The sequence below is a fragment of the Calothrix rhizosoleniae SC01 genome (assembly GCF_900185595.1).
Classification (GTDB): domain Bacteria; phylum Cyanobacteriota; class Cyanobacteriia; order Cyanobacteriales; family Nostocaceae; genus Calothrix_A; species Calothrix_A rhizosoleniae.
Genome location: NZ_FYBH01000263.1, coordinates 1 through 24,480, shown reverse-complemented (window position 1 = coordinate 24,480; position 24,480 = coordinate 1). Strand labels below are relative to the sequence as shown.

The following is a 24,480-nucleotide window of genomic DNA, read 5'->3' as shown; positions in this document are numbered from 1 at the left end:
ATATGTTGAGATATTCACTATATAAAATATTTTCAGGCAACAAAATGGCAAACTTCCGGTTCAGTAAGAAAGTCAGGTGGCTGTTTGGTTTCAAGAACTGTTACTGTGTATCCACATTCTGTTAACAAGAAATAACACTCACGGGCTAATTCGCGAGAATGAATTTCAATAAACAGTTTTGGTTTATATTGACGCAAGGTATTCACTGCACCACGTAGAACAAAAATTTCAGCACCTTCAACGTCAATTTTGATTAGATCTGGCTTCTCAAGTCGCCCTGATTGGACAAGTTCATCTATTGTCTCTATCCGAACACTAATCTTGTTTTGTTCTTTTGCGTTTGACTGAAAGGAACTAGATGCAAGTTTTCCCATGCTAGCCTCAGGCATCACTAAAAACTCAGCCTCACCTGCTTGTTCACCAACTGCAATATCTAGCAAATTCATTGACGACAAGTTAGAATTTGCATCAATAACAGCTTTGATTTGTTGACAATTATCTGGCAATGGCTCGAAGATGTATACCTTTTGAGCACCTGCTAAAGCTAATATGCCACTGAAAAAACCACGGAAACCCCCAATGTCATAGCATACATCCCCAGCACTAACTGCTTTTGCAAGTGCAGTAGAAAAGTCTACTTCATAAGTACCCGTCCAAATCAGCTTATCATCTGGTAAACAAACAGGGTAGTTTAGTCCACATGCTGGTCCTGCATTAATTGTGTGAATAAACTTTTGATTATTGAGGAATTGATTTACTAACCAACGCTGAAAAGAGGCGATAAATGGGATATCTTTGATACGAATACGCCACTGCCAAGGGACAAAAGAAATACTCTGTCGAAGGATCTGTGAAATCATAATTGCTTTCTTGATTAGCTATGTTAGAGTAAAAATAAAACCTTTTTAAATTGATAAGGCGTATTCCGCAGCTTGTAATATCCTGTCGGCTTGTAGTTCCCAGCAAAATTTGTCTTCACCTACTTGTAAAGCTGCTTCCTTGGCAGCACTTAATTTACTCGGTGTTTGAAGTAAATCTTCTATTGCTTTAGCCAAAGCACAAGGATTATTACTAGGTATTAATCGACCAATTTTAGGCTGTTGTGACAAAATTTCTCTCTGACCAGCAGTATCAGTCGCAATAACAGCTAATCCTGCTTGTAGATATTGAAATAGTTTGTTGGTTATAGTAAATTGTCTATTTAAACAGTAGGGAACTTCTAAGGCTAAACCAATATCATGTTCAGCAATACGAGATAAAAGTTCTGTATTAGGAACAGTAGGATGAATAAATATGCGATCGCGCCACTCACAAGGGATAATATTTTCAAACTGCTGACGATAACTTTCAGGATAGTTACCTCGCAGATGAATTTCCACAGATATCTTTAGATATGGTAGAGCTTGAAAAAGAGTTTCCAGTCCTCGTCCTGGTCCAATAGTTTGAGAGAACCAATGTAGAGAGGGCAATTTAACATTCTTGCGATCGCGCATCTGATTATCTATGTTCTGTCGTTCCTCCCAAGGAAATGCATTGTAAATAACTGTGGGTTTTACAACCTGATAATTTTTAGCTAAAGCTTCAGCTAAAGCATGGGAGGTGGTTAAACTGTAAGTACAATTACGAATAAGACGACTCTCCAGTACTCTTAGATGTTTGATAGGTCGAATAACACGGTCTTTTGGCAATAGGTCTTCTGAATACCAATCTTCAAAATCTACTCCCACTCGGAAACCTTTATCGAGAAGTTGATTACCCACCCAAAGACCAGCTTCCAAGTGTACAATTGTCAGTTCAGCATTGGTTTGGTAAGCCACGTTCAGCATTTCCTTAGTTCCATAACCAAGTAGTTCTGGTGAAAATATGCTGAAGCGTTTGAAAACTCCTTTGACTAAACGTGACTGTAAACGAATGTATAAGTTTTTGAACTGGTGGTTAGATTGCAGATCAAAGATAGGTTTAAACTGCCATTTTTTATTAGCCATGAGTAGGCGATCTCGTCTGGCTAATTCGGGATCAAACCAAAAACCTAGAACTATAACATCATGTCCTGCATTCGCTAATGTTTCTGCTTCTTTTTGAGGTCGAGGAGCATTACATAGATGACCAGAAGTCAAGATTAAAATTTTTGCCATTCATTTAAGAATAACTACGCAGGTTATTAAAAAATACAACTAGGAAAAACAAGATTACAGAGAACTTTGGCATAAAAGGTAGATATAAAGGAGCTCAAGCTCTAAACACTTCTTTGTTATGAGAGTATTACTTACGGATCAATAACCATATTCCAGGTAATAGTTCTAGAGGATTAAAACCCCACTGATTCGCAATTTCCTTAAGTTCTGATTCTCCAAACCCTTCATGACACTCGATGCACATGGCATCTACTAAACTTAACCATTCACAACGCTCTTTCAGGAGAATACCTTCATAATCTTCAATATCTACTTTCAAAAGATTTATTCGCTCCCAAGATAACTTCTTCATCAAGCTCAAGATACTAATTGCTTCTACTTGAATTGTTTCACCTGTAAAAGCTTGCCCATACTCGATATTTGCTATCTTATGACCATAATCTAGAGGTGCTATTTCCATAGAAATAGCAACATCTTCAACCGCTACTGCTGCGGGGAAAATTGTAGCCTTGATTCCGTTCATTTTGATATTTTCTTGGAGAGCCTCAAAATTGTTTGGTATTGGTTCAATAGCAGCTATTTGAGCCTTTGGATATTTACGGCCAAAATAAATACTAGTAAATCCTACATTAGCTCCTAAATCTAGAATAGTATTTGGTGAGAAAGGTAAAGGAAAATCATAATATTTATGATCGAAATACCTCACTAAAAATTAAGTTATCAGAGCCTTGATTATCCCTAACTATCACCTGTATATTCCCAATAGGAGGTGGGTAAACGAATGAGATATGGCGCTGTTTTTTTGACCATTTTTTAAAATTTTTTTATTACTGTATAACCATAACAGTCTATTAATACGATCATTCCAAGTTGGGCATACCTGGCAACTATGAAGAACATTTTGACTTAAAGCGATAGGATTCATTGATTTAGTTGATTAATTTATACTGTTAATTGAACTTCTTCTAATATTTCTAAATAATGTTGGGCACACCTTTCTAGACTAAGGTTTTCCAATATATACTCGCGAGGTACAAACTCCTGATTGTTGAGTTTCTCAAGAAACTCATCTAACTTGACAGGGAATTCACTGATGTTTTTAAACTTTACTCCGCAGCGATTATCCCAATACGGTACAGAACTTACAGGTGCAAACTTGACTCTATGTGGAAAATATGTAGGGTCTTGCCAGTACCCCCCCCTATCCCAAGCTAAAATAGGAACACCACATGAAAGAGCTTGCTGATAGGCAATGCCTTGAGTTTCATGTTCGCACAGGAATATCATTGCTTTACTCCTAGCTAAAAGGGAGTGAAATTCTTCTTCTTGATAGAAACCGTAGCGAATTATTTCTACTTTTAAACCATGCCGATATAAATATGATTGTATGGGAGCTATTAAGTCATACTCGTAACGCTCGTGTTCCCATCTAACTTTATCGTATAGAAGTATATCAATATCTTTGTTAATCAGTGGTATTGGTGCCCATGTATCTGTGTCAATTCCTACTGGCCAAGCTAAAATATTATTTCCATAGTATGGTTCCCACATTTTTTTCATCCATTTTCCCGGAACGAGCACTTTTTTTACTGGCAAGCACTCAAATAAATTGGGAGCATCGCAGGGATGGGAAAAAACTGATGCCCCAAATAAAATAGAATTTTCCCAAGGAATTTTATCTAAAACATGAGGCTTGCCAATAATACAAGCTACTTCTTCAGGATGTTTTTGAATATAGCGATAGTCATTAACACGATAAGAAATACCAAGCCGCTCTAGTCCAGCACAAAGGTTAAAAAAAACTCGCTTGTGACCTCCTGGTCTGGTTTTACCACGCACTAGACGGCGAATAATACGACGAGGGTAGCGATCTAAAGGAAGCCAGCGATCATTTTCTGGTTCCTCATAAAAAAGATTAAGAGATTTCATAAACTTTAAATAATCTTCTCCAACCAAAGACTTTGCGCTCGACGATCTTGAAGATTGGGGAAATAATTCCTAAAGTCAGGTAAAGAATGCTGGAGGAAGTGCCCTGCCCATAAAACTTCAAAAGCATTACTAAATGTTAAAATACATTGAACTAAATATTGCTCATTGAATCCATACCGCTCTTCAATAGCCCAATGTGTGGGATAGTCGTATGGTAGAAAAATATCATGAATATGAATTACTACTCCAGGCCTTAATTCAGGGATAATCTGCGTATAAAGAAATGTAACATCATTGCCAGTCTGAAGCTGATGGCTAGAGTCGATAAATAATATATCTCCAGCCTGCAGGGAACTGAATATACTTATGTCTTCCTTTGCAAGAGTTTCCACTGGTTGCAGGTAGCTCTTATCTACCAGCTTGCTGATCTCTGTTCTAGGTTCAGGATCTATGGACACTATTTTAGTATTAAGTTCTCCATCAAGAATTGCCTGACGAGTTATTTTTGTACTGTTACCACATCCCACTTCCAGCACAATGCTAGGTTGAAATTTCCGAATCATTGTGTAAAGAATTTCAGCATCTGGAGATGTGAAGAATGGATTGTCATAAGTATAACCTACGGCATTTATAACTGTATTTGCAAGCTTATTAAGATCACTCTGATAATTTTCCAATGCAATAATTATTTCCTTGAATTTATCAGAATTAAATCCTGAGGGAATTTTGAAAACAGGAGACTTAAAATAGCCATTTCGTTTTAAACTGATTAGGCGTGTTTCTTCTGCTTTTTCTGCTGTTAAACTGTCAAGCCGAAGATTTATTGGAGCAAGAGTACGATTAATTATATTAATAATTTGTCTAGCTATAGTCATGATTTGTAAAGATAATTTTGGTATTTATGAAGCCTTAGTTTAGTCTAGTTTCCGGTGCGAAACTTCAAACAGTTACAAAGATTGAGGTACATCAAAATCTCAGCAGGTGTGGTCAAAATTTGAGTGGGGAAAATATAGAATATAGAATATCGGCTGGATTTTTAATAAAGTTCGGTACATCTAATTGGATGGTAATTGTGTTTAAGCTTAATAATAAAAAACTGCTTCTGCAATCTTAATATAATATTTTTTACTCTACGAATGTCAAAACTACTTTATCATTTAATTTGGGATAGTTTTTCCATAGTTAATGGAGAAGTAAAAAAATCTTCATTTCCTAAAATTTTTTCTAATGGCCAAAACCACCATTTAATTCTAAGTAATTCATTTATAATTTCTGACGTAAATCGCCACTTTATAAGTCTAGCTGGATTACCTGCATAAATTGCATAAGGTGGAATATCTTTTGTTACTGTTGAATTAGCTCCAACTACGGCACCATCACCAATAGATACTCCTGGTAGTATGATGCTTTGAGTCCCCACCCAAACATCAGATCCGATTTTAACTGAGCCTTTTGAAAATAAATCATTGGTAGATGGCTTATCAAAAATAATGCCATTCATAAAATATGTGCTTGCTGTATTTAAATTATGGTTAACAGTCGTAACTTCAACCATAGGTGCGATCGAACAAAATCTTCCGATCTCTATTTTGTTAATTGTGGATATTATCCTCGAATTTTTTTCAATAGCTGTGTTAACTCCTATTTTTACACACCCGTCAATATGAATACTTTCTAAACGCACTTCCTTTTCAATGGTTACATTTCCTGAAATATGGCTATTATAAATATATGCTTGAGGAGATATTAAATCTAATTTTTCTATATAACTATTATATATATTTTCATAGCCTTTTATTGCTTTATTTTTTTGATAAGTATGATAAATATACTTTAAAAATTTCAAACTCACTAGTACTACCCTATTAAAATTTTATGGTTATACCTTTACATTGGATTTTTCAATACAAGACTTAGCTGGTAAACTCACTAATGCAATAAGTTTTTTTTTGATAAGCTCTACCTTATCAAGATAATTATATGAGTTAACACTTGTATCATTTGTACTTATTAAATAATTAAGATTCAGACTAATACCTAAATTAAAAAAACTTTGTATATAATATTTAACGTCAGTATGCAAAGTTTTATTTAGATTATCTTGAAATGTGTCTGAGTTAAATTCATAAATTCCTTCAATATCAGTAAATTCTGCTTCTCCCCATCTAAATGCTGGTTTTCCGTGTATTAAACCTTCTAGAAGAACCGTGCCGCATAATGAAGCAACTGCACTACATTTTTTAACAATATCTGAGCTCAAATAAAGTGGATTGATAAAGATAACATTCGGCAATGTATTAATCCTTTGATAATAACTATTAGGATGGGTGTCAAGATTAGTAAGCATATAAGGATTGATTTTGACAACTATTTTCCATCCTACTGGTAAAACTTTGGAAAGCTGAAAAATACATTCCATTTCATCTAAGGTTTTTGATAAGGTAAGGGTGTTACTCTCAGGAATTAAATGCATAGCAAAATATATAAAAGGTTCGTGAGGTAATTTACTATGGTTTAGTTGATTGTCTCTTTGATAAAGAATAGAGCGATAACTGGCTATACATAAAGTTTTCATATAACTCCACCAAGTAGGTAAAAAATAATCTCTTTTTCCCCAACTACTGTACTTGTTCCAAACAAATAAACTAGACTTTAACGTATATCGAATATTCCGCCCAATAAGAATGATTTTACTGCTAAAAGTAAGATTGTTTTTTATGTTATCCCAAGTTGAACTAAAGGATGAATAGGGATGCATTTGGGAGCTAAGCATTTTATCTATATATTTTTCTGCTTCAGGACATTTGTTATTTGTAGATTTTAAGCGATTCATTTCTTGTTTTATTTCTATAGGTGTTCCCCAACACAGATTGTTATAAATATAATGAATATCATTTATCCTTGTTCCAAACAAAGAAAAATAGGGGATTTTTAATGCTTGTGAGACTTGATATATTAATGCTTTATAAAAGTATTGGTATCGTATCGTAAAAACAAAATCAAAATCGGGATTGACGAATATTTTCTGTATTTTATTTAGAGCAATCTCAAGAAATTTATAGTATATTATCTTGTTTTTGGGATGATAATAAATATCTCTATGATGATATGTATGAGAAAGTGTTGAATCCTTATGCAACAACGCATGCAAAGTCCAATTTGTACAATATTTTTTCTCGAATTCTTTTATGAAATTCATATCGACTGAAATTTGGCTTGAATTTTCTTCTAAGCCATTTAGCTCTTCAAACACATCTTCAAGATTAGTGAATTCATTAGATGTTAAACCAAGATTTTTATAATATTCATAAACCTCACCTTTCATGTGAGTGACCGTGTAATGATCGCAATTAAATATAAAAACTGAATGACCTGATTGTTTCAAGGATTGTGCTAATTTTCCAATGAAGTAACTTTCACCTTCGAAAGCAATTAGAAATATATTCATGATAATTATTCGAAATAAGAATATTTATAAATTGGTGGAAGAAGAGAAACATTTAATTTGGCGTCGTAGAATATGACACATGACACAAAAACTATCATTGTCCGAGATTAGTGCCCGCATTACTGCAATCGATTTACTAAGGAAAAATTACAGATGAAGAGTGAGCCAGGTAGTATAATTATTAATGAATCGGATAGAGTAGATAAACAATAAATTAGCATGATAGGACTGAATAACAATACTTTTAACGATATTGTAGTTCCCAGTAACTTTTATATTTTCCTTTTTGTCCAATTAATTCATTATGATTACCTTGCTCTATTATTCTCCCATTTTCTAATACCAAAATCAGATCTGTATTCGTAATAGTTGACAATCGGTGGGCAATAATCAACACTGTACAGCATTCCTGAAAAGCATCAAGCGCCTTTTGTATAAAATGTTCAGACTGGCTATCTAAGGCACTTGTCGCTTCATCCAGAATTAGTATTTGGGGACGTTTTAAAATAGCTCTTGCTAAAGCAAGACGTTGGCGTTGTCCGCCAGAAAGTCGGTAACCTCTCTCTCCCACTATGGTTTGATAACCATCTGGTAATTCTTGGATGAAGCTATCAGCATAGGCTGCAATTGCAGCATTAATAACTTCTTCTTTTGAAGCTTGGGTTTTACCATAACGAATATTATTAAGAATAGTGTCATTAAAAATGAAAGTATCTTGACTTACAACCCCTAAAGGAGACCTCCAACTTTCTAATTCATAGTCCCCTAACATATAATCATCTACTACGATTTTACCCGAATTCGGTTGATAAAGACCTATAAGAAGATCGACTATAGAGGACTTACCAGCACCAGATTCACCAACTAAAGCTAATACTTTACCCTTAGGCAACTCAAAAGAAATATCTCTAAGAGCCCAATTATCTGTTCCGGGATAACGTAAAGAGACCTGATTAAATCTAATACTGGTTTCTAAGTTCTTAAAAATTCGTTGACTGGTATGAATAAAATCCTTGCCTCGGTTATCTAGAATATCTCTTAAACGATTTATTTCACCACAATTTTGAGCTAATTGTCCTAATGAACTAACAAGACTATTAAGAGAAGAAGTTAAGCGATTAAATACAGCCAAAAATGTTATTAAGGAAGGTAGTATTATCTCAGCTTGGTTCTGTAGTATTGTGAATCCAATTATTAGTACAAAACCAAGACCAATCAAAGTTATAGTTTGGCTTAGAGGAGAAGTCAGTTGCAAAAGACGACTTTGTTTTTCTAGCTGAGGAACTAACTGTTTTTCTAAATGATGTAATTGTTGGATCGCTCGACGTTGACCGGCAAATGTATGAATAATCCTCAATCCCTGCATACTTTCAGTAATCTGTTTGGAAACATCTACCTGAAATTTGGTAACAGATTGGGCTGTTTGACGAACTTTAGGAAGAATTACTTTTTGAATAAAAAATAGGCTGACGGATATCAGTAGAGTTGTTAAAGAAAGTAACGGAGAGATATTTATTAGAACTATCAATTGGGCGATTGCCGTCATCAATGCGATTCCGAAAGTATTCCAGTATAATAATTCCCTATTAACAGATATTGCTGCACCATTGACATAATTGGTCAGATCTCCAACTTTATAACTACTAGCACAAGCAAAGCTAAAGGACATTATCTGCTTAAATATTTTTTCTGTCATCTGGGCTTGTACTCGGGCAGAAAGATAGTCTGTAGTAACTTTCCCGAAGTACATTAAGGCATTTTTAAAAAACTGAAACGCGATCGCTATAACTATCAATCTGATAAATAATTGACCTTGTTCTAGCTCACTCAGTAAATTAGTTAAACCAATAGTTTGTAAAAAACCATTGTTTAATAACTTGTTAACATTCTCAGGTGATTCGAGGGATTGTAATGCAAGGAAAATTATGCTGAAGCTACTACCTTCAAAAAAGGCTGCTAATAAATTAGCATTGAAGTTTAGTACAAATATACCTCGGTTATAGTTAATTGTTCCTAATATAATTTTATAGGCAGGATTGGTAACATATTGTTTAACCAAGGTTTGTAATGGTTTTTCCCATGACCTTAAATTCAAAATAAAATTAGACATATCTCAAGTAATTTTTTTTGATGATTAATTCTCATAAATAATCATGTTCCAATTAAGGGGAGTTCCTTTTTTTAGATCTTTATTAATGGATTTTCCTAAGACTAAATCATAATATTTGGGAGCAAGGCCATAACCAGGACGAATACAACGAAGATTTTGAGTGGTTAGTGTTTCTCCGGCTTTGATATCTTTGGCAATATAGAGCGATCGCCTGAATACCAAAGATTTTTTTTCCGCTTCCGTAGCTCCGTAACTTATATTACCCAGGGCTTGCCATGCTCTTTCAGTCTCAATCACCAGTTGTTCCATTTCTGCTGGTTCCATGGAAAAAGCTGAATCAACACCACCATCAGCCCGACAAAGGGTAAAATGCTTCTCAATAACTGTGGCACCTAAACCAACACTAGCGACTGCAACACCAATTCCCATAGTATGATCCGATAGTCCCACATGCACATTAAATAAGTCGCGCATATGGGGAATTGTTAGCAGGTTAGTATTTTCTGGGGTTGCTGGATAGGTACTAGTACATTTGAGTAGTATTAAATCCTGACAACCAGCTTCTCTGGCTGTGCGAACTGTTTCATCTAGTTCTGCAATTGTTGCCATACCAATAGAGATAATCATCGGTTTACCTGTAATAGCAACTTTGCGAATTAGAGGTAAATCTGTATTTTCAAAAGAAGCTATTTTGTAGCAAGGAACATTTAAAGATTCGAGAAAGTCCACAGCAGTGGCATCAAAGGGAGTACTGAAACCGATAATCCCTAGTTCCTGACAACGGTCAAATATGGATTTATGCCAATCCCAAGGAGTATAAGCTTGCTGATAGAGTTTGTATAAGGAATTTCCTTGCCATAAACTTTTTGAATCATTGATAAAAAACTCCCCCTCATCAATATCCAAAGTCATTGTATCGGCTGTGTAGGTTTGAATTTTGAGGGCATGAACTCCAGTTTTAGCTGCTGCTTCAACAATTTCTAAAGCCCTTTCTAGGGATTGGTTGTGATTACCAGACATCTCAGCAATTATAAAGGGAGAATAATTAGCACCTATTGTTTGATCTGCAATGTTAATTTCTGTCATTGTGTATTTAACAAATAATATTTTCTAAATAAATTTTTACCTGTTTCTAACAAAATGAAATGCTAGATGTCCTTGAATGGTGGTTGTTCCGATATTTTTAAAATCTGCTTGAGTAAAAGTATTTATGGATGACTTATTATTTGGTTTAATGTAGGCATTGATTCTGAACAAATTTGAATCACTAAATATTTGTTCACACCCGAGATTGATGAGGTAGTTTCCATAGCCTTGATAACGGAATCTCTTATCGATACTGATGGAAATAACAGCTTCTTCATTATTTTTTATGTCATATCTAACCTGCCCAACAGGTGCATCATTCCTATCAACAGCGATGTAGAAAATACAATCAGAGGCATTAAGTTTTGATTTAAACCATTGAACATGCTCTTGCCAGGGTATAAGTCCTGTGAAAAAGGAAGCAGCACGTACTTCTAGTTCATTTGACCATTCCCACAATAACCGACAATCTTCTGGGCTCACTGACCGTAATTTCAATAATTTTGCTTCTAAGTATCTTAAGACTTGCTTGCAGCCTTCGCCATCTATTAACTTTTGGCTACTTTTAACTATTTCTGTCCGTGTATCTGTATTTATCACCAATTGCGCAACCATTGACGCTATCTGAGTTGCAGAAATATTCTCATGCCATCCTAAATTGACAGTTGCTTTTGTTTCACCTAATTTTTCAGCGATCGCTCGTTGATTGTCAGCCAGAACTAAGATGATGGTTGGTAAACCCATAAAAGCTAGTTCCCAATTAGTAGAACCACCTGCAGCAATAGCCATATCAGCCCAAGCCATTAGTTCAGGCATATTTGTTACATTCCTTTTCAGGTGGATGGGAAATTTTGCATCTAAGCAAACAGATTTTAATTGCTCATAATGAGGATTGCTTCCCCCCACCACAACCACTGCTTCCAAGTCATCTAATTCCACCAACTGTAAGGCTTGTATTACCTTTAGAGTCACATTCTCTGCATCGCTACCACCCAGTGTTACCAGAATTTTACGAGCTACTGTAGGGGTTTGTCTCTTCCATCCGCACCATTGCCAAAATTCTCGGCGTAATAGAGTATATTTTACTCCCAGTAATAATTGAGTGTATGGTTCTCGGTTTACATATAATCCTTCATCAGCAGAAATATTTTGATTTAAGACAATATCCGCATAGTAATGTTCTGCGTGTCCATAATCATCAATAATTAAAAGACGCAGACCATCATCCTTGATTATTTGTTGATACTCTCCACCAAAATTGTAACCATCTACCACTACCCAGTTAGCATTGAATTTACGAGTTAACTTGACAGTTTCTCTAGCATCTTCAGCACTTCCTAGTTGAGCAGTAATGTAGGCAGTTTCCATTCCTTCTGACTTGAATTTAGCTTCCAGTAATGGTGCTTTTATTGCCATGACAAAAATCACTTTACCGCCTGCATCTTGCCAAGCTTGAGCTAAAGCCAGACAGCGCATAACGTGACCTGTACCTATTTCTGTTGATGCATCTGCCCGGATCAGAATCTGTCCTATTGCAGAAACTACCATGCTAACAGTCCTCCATCAACAGCTAGAGATTCTCCTGTAATGTAAGACGATTCATCTGAAGCCAGAAAAGTGACAGCATTGGCGATCTCCTCAGGAGTTGCCATCCTTCCTAACATAGTTTTATTCCCATAGTTACTCACAAAGGCATCTTGCTGCCTTTCCTGAGAACGAACACCACCTGCGACAACAGCGTTAACTCTGATTCCTTTGCTTCCCCATAAACCCGCCAAGTATCTGGTTATACCCAAAGTTGCTGACTTGACTGCGGTATAGTGTACAGGTGTTGATGACATTCCCGGAGGGTAAATAGAATGGTTGACCCCAGCCAAGGCATAAACAGAGGATAAAAATACAATATTGGCAGTTACTTCTGGAGGAAGTTGCTCCACCATACAACGTGAACAAACAAAGTGACCAGCTACATCTACTTCAAACAAACGACTGAAACTATGGTGGGATAATTCTCCAAATAATTGTACTAATCCATCTCGCAAGGATGCGTTAGCAATCAAAATGGTTGGTAAACCTACTTGATTAGTTATTATCTCGAAAGCATTATAAATACTATGCTCATCCGCCAAATTTAGTTCAATCGGTATGAGTTTACAAGCAATCTTTCCTTCTTGCTGTGCAATCCAGGATTTAGCTTTTTCAAGTTGGCGTGAACTTACTACTACTATTGAACCTTCCTTGACCAAACGATAAGTAATAGCTTTTCCAATGAGTCCAGTACCACCTGTTACTAAAGCAATGCGACCTGATAAACCTTTCATGTTAATTGCTTTCTCAAAATAAACTCACATAATTCAAAATCGAATTGAGTACCTACATGTACAGAACGTTCTTCTGGCGTTTCTATAATCCCCAAATTAGAACCAAAAAAATGACCTAATTCTCTCAGCTTTTTGAGGGAAGCAATCTTGATTGACCCATTAGGTCTATAAATATTTGGGAGCAAAGGACGCTCCTTCATGTATTTATTCTCAAAATACATATGCCAATCATCATTATCTTTATTAGTCAAAGCCCAATGGAAATAATGTGGATCTACGGATGTAACACTAACTAAAAAATCAAGCTCCGTATGTAAGAATTTCTCTACACCTGTTTTTAAATCTTCTACTGAACGCAATGGAGAACTAGGCTGTAGACAGACTAGACTATCAATACATTTACCTTGATTAATAAGAAAATTAGCAAGATGCTGGCAAGGTATATGGGAAGGAACTAAATCATCACAGACTTTAGGTGACATGAGATAAGGAACTTTTGCACCATATTTGATTGCTAATTCTGCAATTTCTGTATCCTCAGTACAGACATATACATCTCGAAATAAACCACTTTTGATTGCCGTTTCAATAGAATAGGCTATCATTGGTTTGTCTAGCAATGGCAGCAAATTTTTACGAGGCAAACGTTTACTTCCTTTTCTTGCAGGAATAGTACACACAAAATTTTCAAGATTCTGCATCTAATACCTCTTCTGGAAATGGTTTTGTTGCAATTTTTTCTAGAGGATAAATATTATTTTTAGACCAAAGCCCTCGCACAAAAATATCAGCAAGCTCTAATTCTTCTACTCTATCTATATCTATTCCTCGGTTTGCGTCCATTGGAGCTAAATAGAAAGATCTACCATAAAATGTACGTTCTTGTAAAAAATTAGGCAATTTCGCCCACCAAATAGCTCCAGTTGGACAATATGACGTACCTAGTTGCTGACTTAAAACTAAATATTCTGAACCAAATAACCAATTTCCTCTTCCGTCTTCATCTCTAGTTAATGCCCAATGAGGATAAACGCCTCTGTAAGGAACAACTGATATTTGAAAATTACTATTACGTGATTCAAATAAAGAGTAATGTTCTATTATGTCGCTGTTTACTCTGAGTGGACAATTAGGCATCAACTGGCATAACGCATCAAATTTATCTCCTTTGGCAGATAAATTGTCTAACACGTTGAGTACCACATCTGCCAAAGCAGCATTATCCGTAGCAAGATGAGTAGGACGTGGTAAATACTTTGCCCCATACCATTCAGCGATATTACCAATTAAAGGACTATCGGTGGAAACTATAACTTGCTCAAAAAGATTACTATTTAAAGCAGCAGCAATAGTATAGGCAATCATTGGATGCCCCCAAAAGGAGCGAATATTTTTTCGATAAATTCTTTTTGAACCACTTCGTGCTGGAATAATTGCAATTAATGATTTATTTTCCATTTTATTGGATTGAGTAGTTCTTCTGTCGCACTACTTAGTTCTAATTCTATTTTTTTACATTCTTCATTTGTTAATAAAGGTCGTTGAAAAAGTTTGATATTTTTCTCTAGTTGTAATCTTGTTTCTAGACCAACAACGACACTATTAATCCAAGACTGCGAGCGAACATAGGCAAAACACAAATCGGCTTTGTTCTCTCTACCTAATTCTTTGACTAATTCCTCTATCTTACTAATAAAAAAATAAATTTGATTATCATTTACATTTTTATATGTAGACAAGTCAGTGACTAATAATCCTTGTAATAGCGAACTCCTAGCGTGAATAATGATATGCTTTTTTGTTGAGATTAAATTATGGATGCCAGACGCTTTCCATCGCCAATCTAACAAATTAAAAGGCAACTGAATATGTTCTATTTCCGATTCATTTAAAGCTTCTATTGCTTCTTGAGGTGTATATACAGAAACTCCTATTTTTTGTATATAACCTCTGTCTTTAAGCTCCAATAATTTATGCCATATAGATTCTTGATAAGCAAATCTGTGTTCCCATTTATGCAGCAATAGAGTTTGTAGACTATTTGTACATAAATACTCACATGATTTCAATATGCTTTGTTCAACAGCTAAACCTATATTGTTTTCTGAATGGCTCGTAGATTTTAAATTATTTAGAGGATCAAGTTTAGTAATAACCTGTATTTGTTCAGCAAATCCGCCAGTTAATGCTTGACCTATTATTGCTTCAGAATTTCCGTAAGCTCTTGCTGTATCTATACTATTTATTCCACAGGCAATTGCTTGTTGAATAATCGCAACCGCTTCAGTAAAGTTTGGTTTTCCAGTGGTATTTCCTATACCATAGTTCATACCAAGTTGAGCTGTGCCCAAAGTTAAATCACTGTATTCCAATGTATTCAACATAATTGCTAATAAATTACAACCTTGGTTTAACTAAGCTTATATTCAACAAACATAACCAATGTTTTCATATCAGCCTCTCTATCAACGAAGCTACAATCCTATCCTGATCTTCCTGTGTCAAGCCGTAGTACAAAGGAAGTGAAATCGCTTCCTGGTAATACTTCTCGACTTGGGGAAAGTCACCATACTTAAAACCCAATTGTTGGTAATAAGGCTGGGTATGAACTGGGATATAGTGTAAATTCACCCCAATTCCCCCTTGACGAAGTTCCTCGAAAATCTGCCGATGAGTTTTGGTAATCTTGTCCAGTTTTAATCGAATTACGTATAAATGCCAACTCGATTCTGTATCCAGATGTTGCCACGGTATGGTTAATGGTAAATCTTCCAGTAGCTCGTTATACCTTTGAGCTAAAAACCGCCGACGGGATACAAATTCATCCAAACGTTGCATTTGACTTACACCCAATGCAGCTTGGATATCCGTCATGCGATAATTGAAGCCCAATTCTAGCTGCTGGTAATACCAACAACCATGAGATTCCTCTTGCATCAACTCTGGATTGCGGGTAATGCCATGGGTTCGCAGGCGAATCAACTTTTCGTATAAATCCCCCTGATTAGTCAAAACCATGCCCCCTTCACCAGTTGTGATAATTTTGACCGGGTGAAAACTAAACACCGTCATGTCGGAAAACTGACATGAGCCAATGGGTAATCCCTGATAAACTCCACCAATTGCATGGGAAGCATCTTCAATCACCTTGAACCCATACTGCTTAGCCAAAGCCGCAATTCGCTCCATCTCACAGGACTGACCTGCTAAATGAACTGGTATTACTACCTTTGGTAAACAGCTCTGCTTTTTTGCCCAAGCTAATTTATATTCTAATTCATCTACACTCAAGTTATAGGTATGGGGGTTAATATCTACAAAATCTACCCGGGCACCGCAGTATAATCCACAGTTAGCAGAAGCTACAAAAGTATTCGGTGATGTCCACAGGGTATCTCCCTGTCCTAAACCAACTGCAAGACAAGCAATATGTAATGCTGCTGTGGCACTAGAAACCGCTACTGCATACTTTGCTCCACAGTAATCCGCAACGGCTTGTTCAAATCCCTTGATTGCAGGTCCTTGGGTAAGCCAATCAGAGCGCAGAACCTCAATTACTGAATCAATATCCTGCTGATTAATATTCTGTCGTCCGTAGGGAATATAGTGATTCATACAGTTAAACACTAAAGTTCGGGTCTACGTGTTGTCTAATCAGGGAGCGAATTTCTTCAATGCTCAGGAAGCGATCGTTACTGCCAGAGTTGTAGCTGAATCCGGGTTCAACTGCCGTTGCTCCCATGACTTTACAGTATTCTTCTACTGTATATTTTGCCTGTGTGGGCAATATAGCGTAATAGGCACCAAGGTCAACTGTAGTAAATGAATCTGAGGTGGTAATCATCTCTTCATGAATCTTTTCACCTGGTCTAATTCCCACAATAGTATGTTTACAGTCTGGTCCAATCGTCTTTGCTACGTCGGTAATTTTGTAGGATGGGATACGAGGCACAAAAATTTCTCCCCCAAGGGCATTTTCAATTGCCCACAGTACCATTTTCACCCCTTCAGTTAAGGTAATATTGAAGCGTGTCATTTGAGCATCGGTAATCGGTAATATCCCTTCATGACGCTTGTGGAGGAAAAACGGAATTACAGAACCACGAGAACCCATTACATTACCATAACGGACAATGCTGAAAGACAAATCTCTTGAACCTCTTATGTTATTAGCTGCAATGAATAACTTATCAGAGCAAAGCTTCGTCGCCCCATAAAGATTAATCGGAGCAGCAGCTTTATCCGTTGACAGCGCAACAACCCGCTTCACCTCCGTATCTAAAGCAGCTTGGATGACATTCTCTGCACCCAATACATTGGTACGAATGCATTCCATAGGATTATATTCTGCGGTGGGTACTTGCTTCAGGGCAGCCGCATGGACAATTATGTCAATTTTTTCACAGGCTCGAGTCAGACGCTGTGCATCTCGTACATCACCAATGAAGTAGCGGAGTCCTGGATATTGACTCGGTGAAAATTGCTGAGCCATCTCGAACTGCTTCAGTTCATCTCGTGAGTAAATGACTAACCTTTTGATATTGGGGAAATGCTTCAGAATAATATCGACAAGCTTTTTCCCAAAAGAACCCGTACCTCCGGTAATCAAAATTGATATATTATTATCAAGCTTTATCATCGTAAATTATACCTATTTACAGTAACCGCCAAAAATTAGGGGTATACACTTGTGTATTGTGTGAATAACGTTGAAGTAGGGGCGCAAGGCTTGCGCCCTTGTTATTGGTAAAATTATTTTCAGAAATCCCCTTAGCACTCCTCATCAACTAAGATGCTAATCTTGTTTCTACCATCATCTGCACCACATCTTTCATCTTATATTTTGCCTGCCATCCCAACTTAGTTTTTGCCTTCATCGAATTACCCTTACCTACTGCCAAATCGGTAGGTCTTAGTAAACTTTTATCAATTACGACATGGTCTTGCCAATCTAAATCCACAACCGCAAATGCTACTGCTACAAATTCTTCTAAAGAATAGCTTTCTCCTGTCGCAATTACATAATCATCTGGTTCATCCTGCTGCAACATTAAATGCATCGCTTCCACATATTCCGGTGCCCAACCCCAATCTCGTTTAATCGAAGTATTTCCTAAATACAAATTCTCATTGCTACCTTCAGCTATACGAGAGGCAGCAGCAACAATTTTTTGAGTTACAAATCTTTCTGGTCTTAGGGGTGATTCATGATTAAATAAAATACCTGAACAAGCAAATAAACCATAAGCTTCTCTATAATTAGCTACTTCCCAAAAAGCTGCTGCTTTAGCTACTGCATAGGGACTTCTAGGACGAAATGGCGTAGTTTCATCAGCACCTAATTCTTCATCTGTATCACCAAAACATTCGCTAGAACCTGCATTGTAAAGTTTAATGGGCGCACCCAAAAAACGAATCGCTTCTAATAAGTTTAGGTTGCCAATAGTGATACTTTCTAATGTTTCTACAGGCTGCTCAAAAGATAACCCAACGGAAGTTTGTCCAGCTAAATTATATATTTCATATGGCTGAATTTTATTCAGTATTTGCAGAACACTGCGAAAATCAGTCAGAGCCATTGACTCTAACTTAACCTTATCTTTTATACCCAAGTATTCTAAATTTCGGAATGAAGAAATTTGAGCATCCCTAGAAGTGCCGCAAACACTATATCCTTTACTTAAAAGTAATTTGGCTAAATAAGCTCCATCTTGACCGGATATGCCACAGATAAGTGCTTTTTTCATTGATATTTATGAGCTATAAATTGAGTTATAAATTTGGTTTTATAAGTGACAAACAATAACCCCAACTTTCTCAAAAAGTCGGGGTTATGACTCCTATTGATAAATGTAAAGCCGTAGGCTTATCGCTTTACTAAGCATGACAATGTGGTGTATTAACCAAATTGTTCTAGCCATTGCTCCAAATCACTGATTTCTGTGAAATCTAATATTGCTTCTGCCAAATTCTCTAAATCAGGTGTTGATAATCCCTCGATTTTTGTTTGTGTCGCAGATGACATAACACCAAACCTACGTCGAATTAATCTTGATACTAAATTTACTCCTTCTTGTTGTAAACCCTGTTGTAAGCCCTGTTGTAAACCTTGTTGTAAACCTTGTTTTTCTCCCTTTTCCAAGCCTTCTTTTAAAATTTCTTGATACCAAGGTGATTCTCTTAATATACTCATATCCCACCTCATAATCTGTTGCACTAAGGGTATCTCTAAAACAAAGCTAGCAAAAAAAGATAGTAATGGTTCTAACTCTTGTAACTGTTCGTCTGCCCTTAATAATTGTACAGCTTGGCGTACAGTAGTTTCATTGCTACCATTTTTGAGGATTGGTACAAATGGGAGCAAGGCTGACAATTTCTGTTCAAATACTAAATTTGCTTCAACTTCCCACAAATTGATAACTCGGTAGTCTTGATGAGCCATCATTCCCATAATCTCTGAATGATAGGAACTAGGAATTAATTGAGTGGTAGAAATGGGTAAGATATTAATTAACACAGGATACACAGGTAAGCTGTAGCGTTCCTCTGCCAAGGCTGCATAAGCGCGGATACGCCGGGGCATTTTGGGGCTATAACGTAGTTGCAATTCATTCAGCAGTAGGAACTCGCCATCTTGGGGACTATATACTTTTAAAAGTACATCATTTTCCCGTGCTACCCATTGAAAATCTGAGGAAAGAATTTCTCGCACAGTCAAGTCGCGGTTGTCTGTTAGCCAACGCACCCATTGATTTGGCGATAAGCTAATTAAGCGTTTACTGCCGATGTCGGACTTATGCTTGCTCACTAGTTGTTTTGCTTGGTTTGTAGCATTATCTCAAAAATATGTACCAGAATAATATTGTGCTTCATGAGGTTGGTAAAATGGTTCAGTCACTAGAAACAATGCCTTTCGTCCTTAACTTAGATACTGTTAACTTAACAGATGAGCAATTTTGGCATCTTTGTCAGGCAAATCGAGATATTCCATTAGAACGGAGTGCAAAGGGAGAATTAATAATTATGCCCCCAGTAGGAGGAATAAGTGGAAACCGCGAAGCAAATTTGATTACTGATTTAAATATTTGGAATCGCCAAACTGGTTTAGGTAAAGTTTTTAGTTCCTCCACAATTTTCAAACTTCCTGGTGGTGGTGATAGATCCCCTGATGCAGCTTGGATAAAATTAGACAGATGGGAAGCACTCACCCCAGAGGAACAAGAAAAATTCCCGCCCATTTGTCCCGATTTTGTGATTGAGTTAAGGTCGCGGACAGATGCATTAAAACCTCTACAAGAAAAGATGCAGGAATACCTCAACAGTGGCTTACGCTTGGGTTGGTTGATTAATCCCCAAGATGAGCAGGTAGAGATATATCGTCTTGATCAAGATGTGGAGATTGTTTCATTTCCAGTTAGTTTATCTGGCGAAGAAGTATTACCTGGATTTGTATTAAATTTACCCATCTAACAATGAGTCCGCCAAATTATACCTCATCTGGATCGACACCCATCGCTCTCAGTCTTTCTGCTAATCTTTCTGCTCTTTGACTCTCCTGTTTCGCCCGCTCTTCTAAAGTGGGAATCCAATTACCTTTAGCATCATACCACCTGAGCCATAAACCTTCTGTTTGTTGATATTTTCCTTGCCAAACCCCTAAACCCAATTCCATCTCCTCGAACCAAAACTTATGTTTTGCTACTTCTACTGCTTGATACTGAGTTCCAACTAACTGAAATACTCGCAGATGATTTTGATAGCGGTCGAATACAATATAGTAAGGGATTCGCAAATTATGCTCGTATACCTGCCACTTTGTCGGTGGCTTGTTAACATCCCTTAGTGTTTGTCCTAAATCCTCTGCTTCTGTACCTGGTGAAAGTAGTTCAACCACTAAGAATGGTGCTACGCCTTCTTGCCAAACAACATAACTCAAACGCATGTCTTGTTGCTGTTGAGCCCGAGATACACCTAATACTAAAAACCAATCTGGTCTTTTGTGCCACAAACGATGGCGAGCATCATAGTACAGGTTCAAATCTGTACCAATAAACATTTCCCCAACTGGATATTTGGGAGGTTGACAGGTTTCCCGCAATAATTGAGGTTGGAAGTCATGGACTTCGTCGGGCAAACCAGGCTCCTGTGGATCTTCACTAGGAAGATCATACATTGTTGGCATGACTTCCCTGGGAGGACTGGGCGGATTGGTCTGGTACATAGTACAAATGCATTTACAAACTAACTTTAGATTAGCAGCTATACTAAATTACATCCGCAAATGCCCTTTCCATTTTGCGGAAATACCAAATTCCACTTACAAACAATAAGACTACAAATCCTAAAGATAGAAGGAAACCTGGTAAATACAAACTAGACTCTCCTCCCAAAATAGCCCATCGAAAACCATCAATTACCCCTACCATTGGATTTAAGGAGTAAATAAACCGCCATTCTTCGGGGACAATACTACTACTAAAACCAACAGGAGAGATGTACAAGCCAAACTGGACAATGAAGGGCACAATATAACGGAAGTCACGATATTGCACATTCAAAGAAGCTAACCACAACCCTGCACCTATTGATGCTAAAAAAGCAACCCCTATAAATAAAGGTAGGGTCAAAATTCGCCAACTGGGGACAAAATTATACCAAGCCATTAAACCTAGTAAAATCATCCCCGAAACCATAAAGTCTACGAAACTGACTACCACTGCACTCGTGGGTACAACCAAGCGAGGAAAATATACCTTCGAGAGCAAGTTAGCATTGGTAATTAGACTATTACTACACTCGGAAAGAGAATTAGCAAAAAATTGCCAAGGTAGCATCGCTGAAAAGACCAGAATTGGGTAAGGCGCACCCTCAGAAGGTAACTTGGCTAAATTTCCAAACACAATGGTAAAAACTACCATAGTTAAAAAAGGACGAATTAAAGCCCAAGCAATGCCAATAACTGTCTGTTTGTACCTGACTAAAATATCGCGCCATGCCAGAAAATAAAATAGTTCTCGATAGCGCCATAAATCTTGCCAGTACTGTTTTTCAGTCCGCCCAGCTTCAATGACTAATTCTTGCTGGGAGGTTGTTTGCTGAATATTCATCAATTGATTTAAACAACAAATCTAAAATCTTTTACCCCTTGAAAACCAACCATCTTCGCTTGTCTGCGGGTAAACTCCCCCACAGAAGGATTACCCTGAGAATTAATTACCCCCATTGCTTGTTGCCATAGCTCTGGGGGTGCTAAAGATATAGCATAGTTGCGATCGCGCTTTCGTACATGATACCATTTCTTCTCCTGGCACTGCTCACACCAAAAAGCCTCCAACCACTCACCTTCTAGGGGAACTGCGGTTTTGGAGGCAACTAGTATTAATGCATTCCTCCTACGCATACCTCGCTCTTGTAATTGTCCTGGGCTATCAGCGAACAAGGCATATTTTTTACTCACACTGTCCAAATAGCAACCATGTACCGGACAATATATACATCTTCTTTTAGAGCGTTTCCGATTTCGGTTACACCTTCTCTGCACTCCGGCCTCCTTTGTCATAATTAATATGGCATAGACTTTTAGAAGGTTGCGTTGGAGGGACTGAGATCAAATAGACCATCGAAGTCCATCTCCTAAAAATTAATAGTCAGTTATTTAATTAAATTTAGATGTTTTTGAATTTACTACTATACTGAGATTTCGTAAATCAGTATTTACCCTTAGTTTTGACAAAAGTCCCTAAAAAATAGCTTTCTGCAAAACTTGTGCGTATTGTTTAGCTATAATTTCAGGGGTAAAATTTGACTGCAAATACTCACGTCCGGCTTTACCCATACGCTCTGCCGTCTGGCGATCGCTACTCAGTAATCGGATAAAATTAGCTAAGCCATAACCATCTCCATTTTCAATACTTTCACCACATTTCGCAGTTTTAATCAATTGCTTGAGAAATGAATGTTTTGGACAAATTACTGCTATCGGTCGTCCAGATGCTAAAGCTCCGTAAAGCTTACTAGGAGCAACTAGACTATCCATGTTTGCTTCTACACTTACTAAAGATAAATCGCAGGCTGTCAGTGAATAAGGTAGCACATGTTTTTCTTGATAAGGCAAAAATAAGAAATTCTTATCTAGACCTAACATACTGACTTGTTTAGCTAGTTGCTTACGTTTTGCCCCACTGCCAATACAAATAAACTGAATTTGCTCATTCTGGAGGTAATTTGCAGCTTCCAGAATCGTATCAATGTCATGACACCGACCCATATTCCCAGAGTAGAGAACAGTAAATTTATTCACTAAGTTATGCTCCTTGGCAAACCAGTTTTGCTCTTTACTGATCGGTACAATTTTTTCTGGATCTGCCCAACTGTGAATTACAGAAATTTTGTGAGCTACCTGGGGACAAATATTGATAATTCTTTCTTTCATGGCTGGACTAAGAACCACAATCCCCTTCGATTTACGCCAAACTAGTCGATTTAGTCTTTGCCACAACCGAGCAACCCAATTATTTCGGGAAATCACTCCCAAATCAATCGCAATGTCTGGATATAGATCGTAAATCAGGCAAACATAGGAAATTCCAAATATGGCATTAGCAATGTACCCCAGTACTGGTAAAAATGGAGGTGCTGTAGTTAATAAGAGTACATTGCGTCTACGACAAGCAACAGTAACATGAAGGGCAGCACGAAGCGAAAACAGAATTCCATTGAAAGCCTTGCCACGAATGCGATTAGACCAAAATTTAGTAGTACGTGAACGTCTGATTTTTACTTGATCAATATTTTCTTTACATGGCGCATCTTGATCCTGAAAAGCATAACCTGGTTGACCAGTAAAGACGTGAACATTTACACCCTGCTTTCCTAATTGCCTCACTAGTTCTTCAATCAGTTGCCCTGTAGCCGCGTAGTCTGGAGGAAAAAATTGAGTCACTACGGCTAACTTAATAGCTTGATTCTCTCTAATTAAATCCTTATGGATAAATTCGAATGTTTCTGAATTAGGATGAAAAGAATCTTGAATACCTTCACTTATGGTCATTGCATCTATGCTTAGATTTTATTGAGTACTGCTTGAATATTGTATTCAAACTTAGATCAATGTTTTCTTAAGAGTAGAAATTACACTAATCAAAATGGCTTAATCGCAAAAGCAGTAGATTCGATGGCTAGAAATATCTAAAAAACTGAATTTTATGTTTGTATGTATAAATTCTGATCTAGACATTCACCCTAATATATAATCACAAACAAAATCTAAAGTAAATATTCTGTTTGTTGAAATAGACCTTGTCAAAGTCCAAAATAATCTGATATTGAGATGCAATTACCAAACTTCTGCGCTAAGTTAAAATAGTCTCTGTATCTTTTAAATAAAAGATTTATTTTTCTCTCATAAAATCATAAAATAAACTCCAAATTGATTTTATTTTTGTCTTTTCT

The 24,480-nt window shown here is 36.9% G+C and carries 23 protein-coding genes; 1 reads left to right on the top strand and 22 read right to left on the bottom strand.

Annotation, left to right across the window (positions count from 1 at the left end):
* Positions 1 to 32 precede the first annotated feature (32 nt).
* The 18 genes from CALSC_RS15760 to CALSC_RS15675 form a co-directional block, all read right to left on the bottom strand.
* Complete coding sequence (locus tag CALSC_RS15760; protein WP_088242272.1) at positions 33 to 860, bottom strand: FkbM family methyltransferase; 828 nt, start codon at positions 858 to 860, stop codon at positions 33 to 35.
* Positions 861 to 905: 45 nt separating this feature from the next.
* Entirely contained in the window at positions 906 to 2,135 is a 1,230-nt protein-coding gene (locus CALSC_RS15755) for a glycosyltransferase (protein ID WP_088242271.1), read from the bottom strand.
* A 127-nt stretch (positions 2,136 to 2,262) separates the two neighbouring features.
* Positions 2,263 to 2,841, bottom strand: coding sequence for an FkbM family methyltransferase (locus CALSC_RS15750; protein ID WP_088242270.1), 579 nt, complete (start codon positions 2,839 to 2,841; stop codon positions 2,263 to 2,265).
* Between the two features lie 236 nt (positions 2,842 to 3,077).
* Positions 3,078 to 4,064, bottom strand: a complete 987-nt coding sequence (locus CALSC_RS15745) for a glycosyltransferase (RefSeq protein ID WP_088242269.1) — start codon at positions 4,062 to 4,064, stop codon at positions 3,078 to 3,080.
* Positions 4,065 to 4,069: 5 nt separating this feature from the next.
* Complete coding sequence (locus tag CALSC_RS15740; RefSeq protein WP_088242268.1) at positions 4,070 to 4,939, bottom strand: class I SAM-dependent methyltransferase; 870 nt, start codon at positions 4,937 to 4,939, stop codon at positions 4,070 to 4,072.
* Positions 4,940 to 5,217: 278 nt separating this feature from the next.
* Positions 5,218 to 5,916 (bottom strand): CatB-related O-acetyltransferase, encoded by a 699-nt coding sequence (locus tag CALSC_RS15735; RefSeq protein ID WP_088242267.1) that lies wholly within the window; start codon positions 5,914 to 5,916, stop codon positions 5,218 to 5,220.
* Between the two features lie 27 nt (positions 5,917 to 5,943).
* Complete coding sequence (locus CALSC_RS15730; RefSeq protein ID WP_088242266.1) at positions 5,944 to 7,512, bottom strand: hypothetical protein; 1,569 nt, start codon at positions 7,510 to 7,512, stop codon at positions 5,944 to 5,946.
* A 244-nt stretch (positions 7,513 to 7,756) separates the two neighbouring features.
* Complete coding sequence (locus tag CALSC_RS15725) at positions 7,757 to 9,622, bottom strand: ABC transporter ATP-binding protein (RefSeq protein ID WP_088242265.1); 1,866 nt, start codon at positions 9,620 to 9,622, stop codon at positions 7,757 to 7,759.
* A gap of 24 nt (positions 9,623 to 9,646) precedes the next feature.
* The gene (gene pseI / locus CALSC_RS15720) at positions 9,647 to 10,708 is read right to left on the bottom strand and encodes a pseudaminic acid synthase (RefSeq protein ID WP_088242264.1); all 1,062 of its coding nucleotides are present in this window, start codon (positions 10,706 to 10,708) and stop codon (positions 9,647 to 9,649) included.
* A gap of 36 nt (positions 10,709 to 10,744) precedes the next feature.
* On the bottom strand, positions 10,745 to 12,256 hold the full coding sequence (gene pseG / locus CALSC_RS15715; RefSeq protein ID WP_159460634.1) for a UDP-2,4-diacetamido-2,4,6-trideoxy-beta-L-altropyranose hydrolase: 1,512 nt from the start codon (positions 12,254 to 12,256) through the stop codon (positions 10,745 to 10,747).
* Positions 12,250 to 13,029 carry an SDR family NAD(P)-dependent oxidoreductase gene (locus tag CALSC_RS15710; RefSeq protein WP_088242263.1) on the bottom strand — a complete coding sequence of 260 codons (780 nt, stop codon included), beginning with the start codon at positions 13,027 to 13,029 and terminating at the stop codon, positions 12,250 to 12,252. Before CALSC_RS15710 ends, pseG begins: the two co-directional genes overlap by 7 nt.
* On the bottom strand, positions 13,026 to 13,730 hold the full coding sequence (locus tag CALSC_RS15705) for an acylneuraminate cytidylyltransferase family protein (RefSeq protein WP_088242262.1): 705 nt from the start codon (positions 13,728 to 13,730) through the stop codon (positions 13,026 to 13,028). Before CALSC_RS15705 ends, CALSC_RS15710 begins: the two co-directional genes overlap by 4 nt.
* Entirely contained in the window at positions 13,717 to 14,487 is a 771-nt protein-coding gene (locus tag CALSC_RS15700) for an acylneuraminate cytidylyltransferase family protein (RefSeq protein WP_088242261.1), read from the bottom strand. The genes CALSC_RS15705 and CALSC_RS15700 overlap by 14 nt, the downstream gene beginning before the upstream one ends.
* The gene (locus CALSC_RS15695; protein ID WP_088242260.1) at positions 14,469 to 15,413 is read right to left on the bottom strand and encodes an aldo/keto reductase; all 945 of its coding nucleotides are present in this window, start codon (positions 15,411 to 15,413) and stop codon (positions 14,469 to 14,471) included. The genes CALSC_RS15700 and CALSC_RS15695 overlap by 19 nt, the downstream gene beginning before the upstream one ends.
* 64 nt (positions 15,414 to 15,477) lie before the next feature.
* Positions 15,478 to 16,644, bottom strand: coding sequence for a UDP-4-amino-4,6-dideoxy-N-acetyl-beta-L-altrosamine transaminase (gene pseC, locus CALSC_RS15690; protein ID WP_088242259.1), 1,167 nt, complete (start codon positions 16,642 to 16,644; stop codon positions 15,478 to 15,480).
* Positions 16,645 to 16,648: 4 nt separating this feature from the next.
* A complete protein-coding gene (pseB, locus tag CALSC_RS15685; RefSeq protein ID WP_088242258.1) occupies positions 16,649 to 17,668 on the bottom strand; it encodes a UDP-N-acetylglucosamine 4,6-dehydratase (inverting) in 1,020 nt (339 codons plus the stop codon).
* A 148-nt stretch (positions 17,669 to 17,816) separates the two neighbouring features.
* Positions 17,817 to 18,776 (bottom strand): GDP-mannose 4,6-dehydratase, encoded by a 960-nt coding sequence (locus CALSC_RS15680; protein WP_088242257.1) that lies wholly within the window; start codon positions 18,774 to 18,776, stop codon positions 17,817 to 17,819.
* 152 nt (positions 18,777 to 18,928) lie between these two features.
* Complete coding sequence (locus CALSC_RS15675) at positions 18,929 to 19,837, bottom strand: DUF4351 domain-containing protein (protein ID WP_088242256.1); 909 nt, start codon at positions 19,835 to 19,837, stop codon at positions 18,929 to 18,931.
* A 77-nt stretch (positions 19,838 to 19,914) separates the two neighbouring features.
* On the opposite strand from CALSC_RS15675, the gene CALSC_RS15670 reads away from it, so the two are divergent.
* Positions 19,915 to 20,499: a Uma2 family endonuclease gene (locus CALSC_RS15670; protein WP_200817650.1), complete on the top strand. Its 585-nt coding sequence runs from the start codon at positions 19,915 to 19,917 to the stop codon at positions 20,497 to 20,499.
* Between the two features lie 16 nt (positions 20,500 to 20,515).
* Here CALSC_RS15670 and CALSC_RS15665 read toward each other — a convergent pair whose 3' ends face one another.
* The 4 genes from CALSC_RS15665 to CALSC_RS15650 all read right to left on the bottom strand — a co-directional run bounded on the left by CALSC_RS15665 (position 20,516) and on the right by CALSC_RS15650 (position 24,079).
* Positions 20,516 to 21,250, bottom strand: a complete 735-nt coding sequence (locus CALSC_RS15665; RefSeq protein ID WP_088242255.1) for a Uma2 family endonuclease — start codon at positions 21,248 to 21,250, stop codon at positions 20,516 to 20,518.
* A gap of 43 nt (positions 21,251 to 21,293) precedes the next feature.
* Positions 21,294 to 22,136: an ABC transporter permease gene (locus tag CALSC_RS15660; protein WP_088242254.1), complete on the bottom strand. Its 843-nt coding sequence runs from the start codon at positions 22,134 to 22,136 to the stop codon at positions 21,294 to 21,296.
* An 8-nt stretch (positions 22,137 to 22,144) separates the two neighbouring features.
* Positions 22,145 to 22,570: a hypothetical protein gene (locus tag CALSC_RS15655; protein ID WP_088242273.1), complete on the bottom strand. Its 426-nt coding sequence runs from the start codon at positions 22,568 to 22,570 to the stop codon at positions 22,145 to 22,147.
* Between the two features lie 198 nt (positions 22,571 to 22,768).
* Entirely contained in the window at positions 22,769 to 24,079 is a 1,311-nt protein-coding gene (locus CALSC_RS15650) for a glycosyltransferase family 4 protein (protein ID WP_088242253.1), read from the bottom strand.
* Positions 24,080 to 24,480 lie beyond the last annotated feature (401 nt).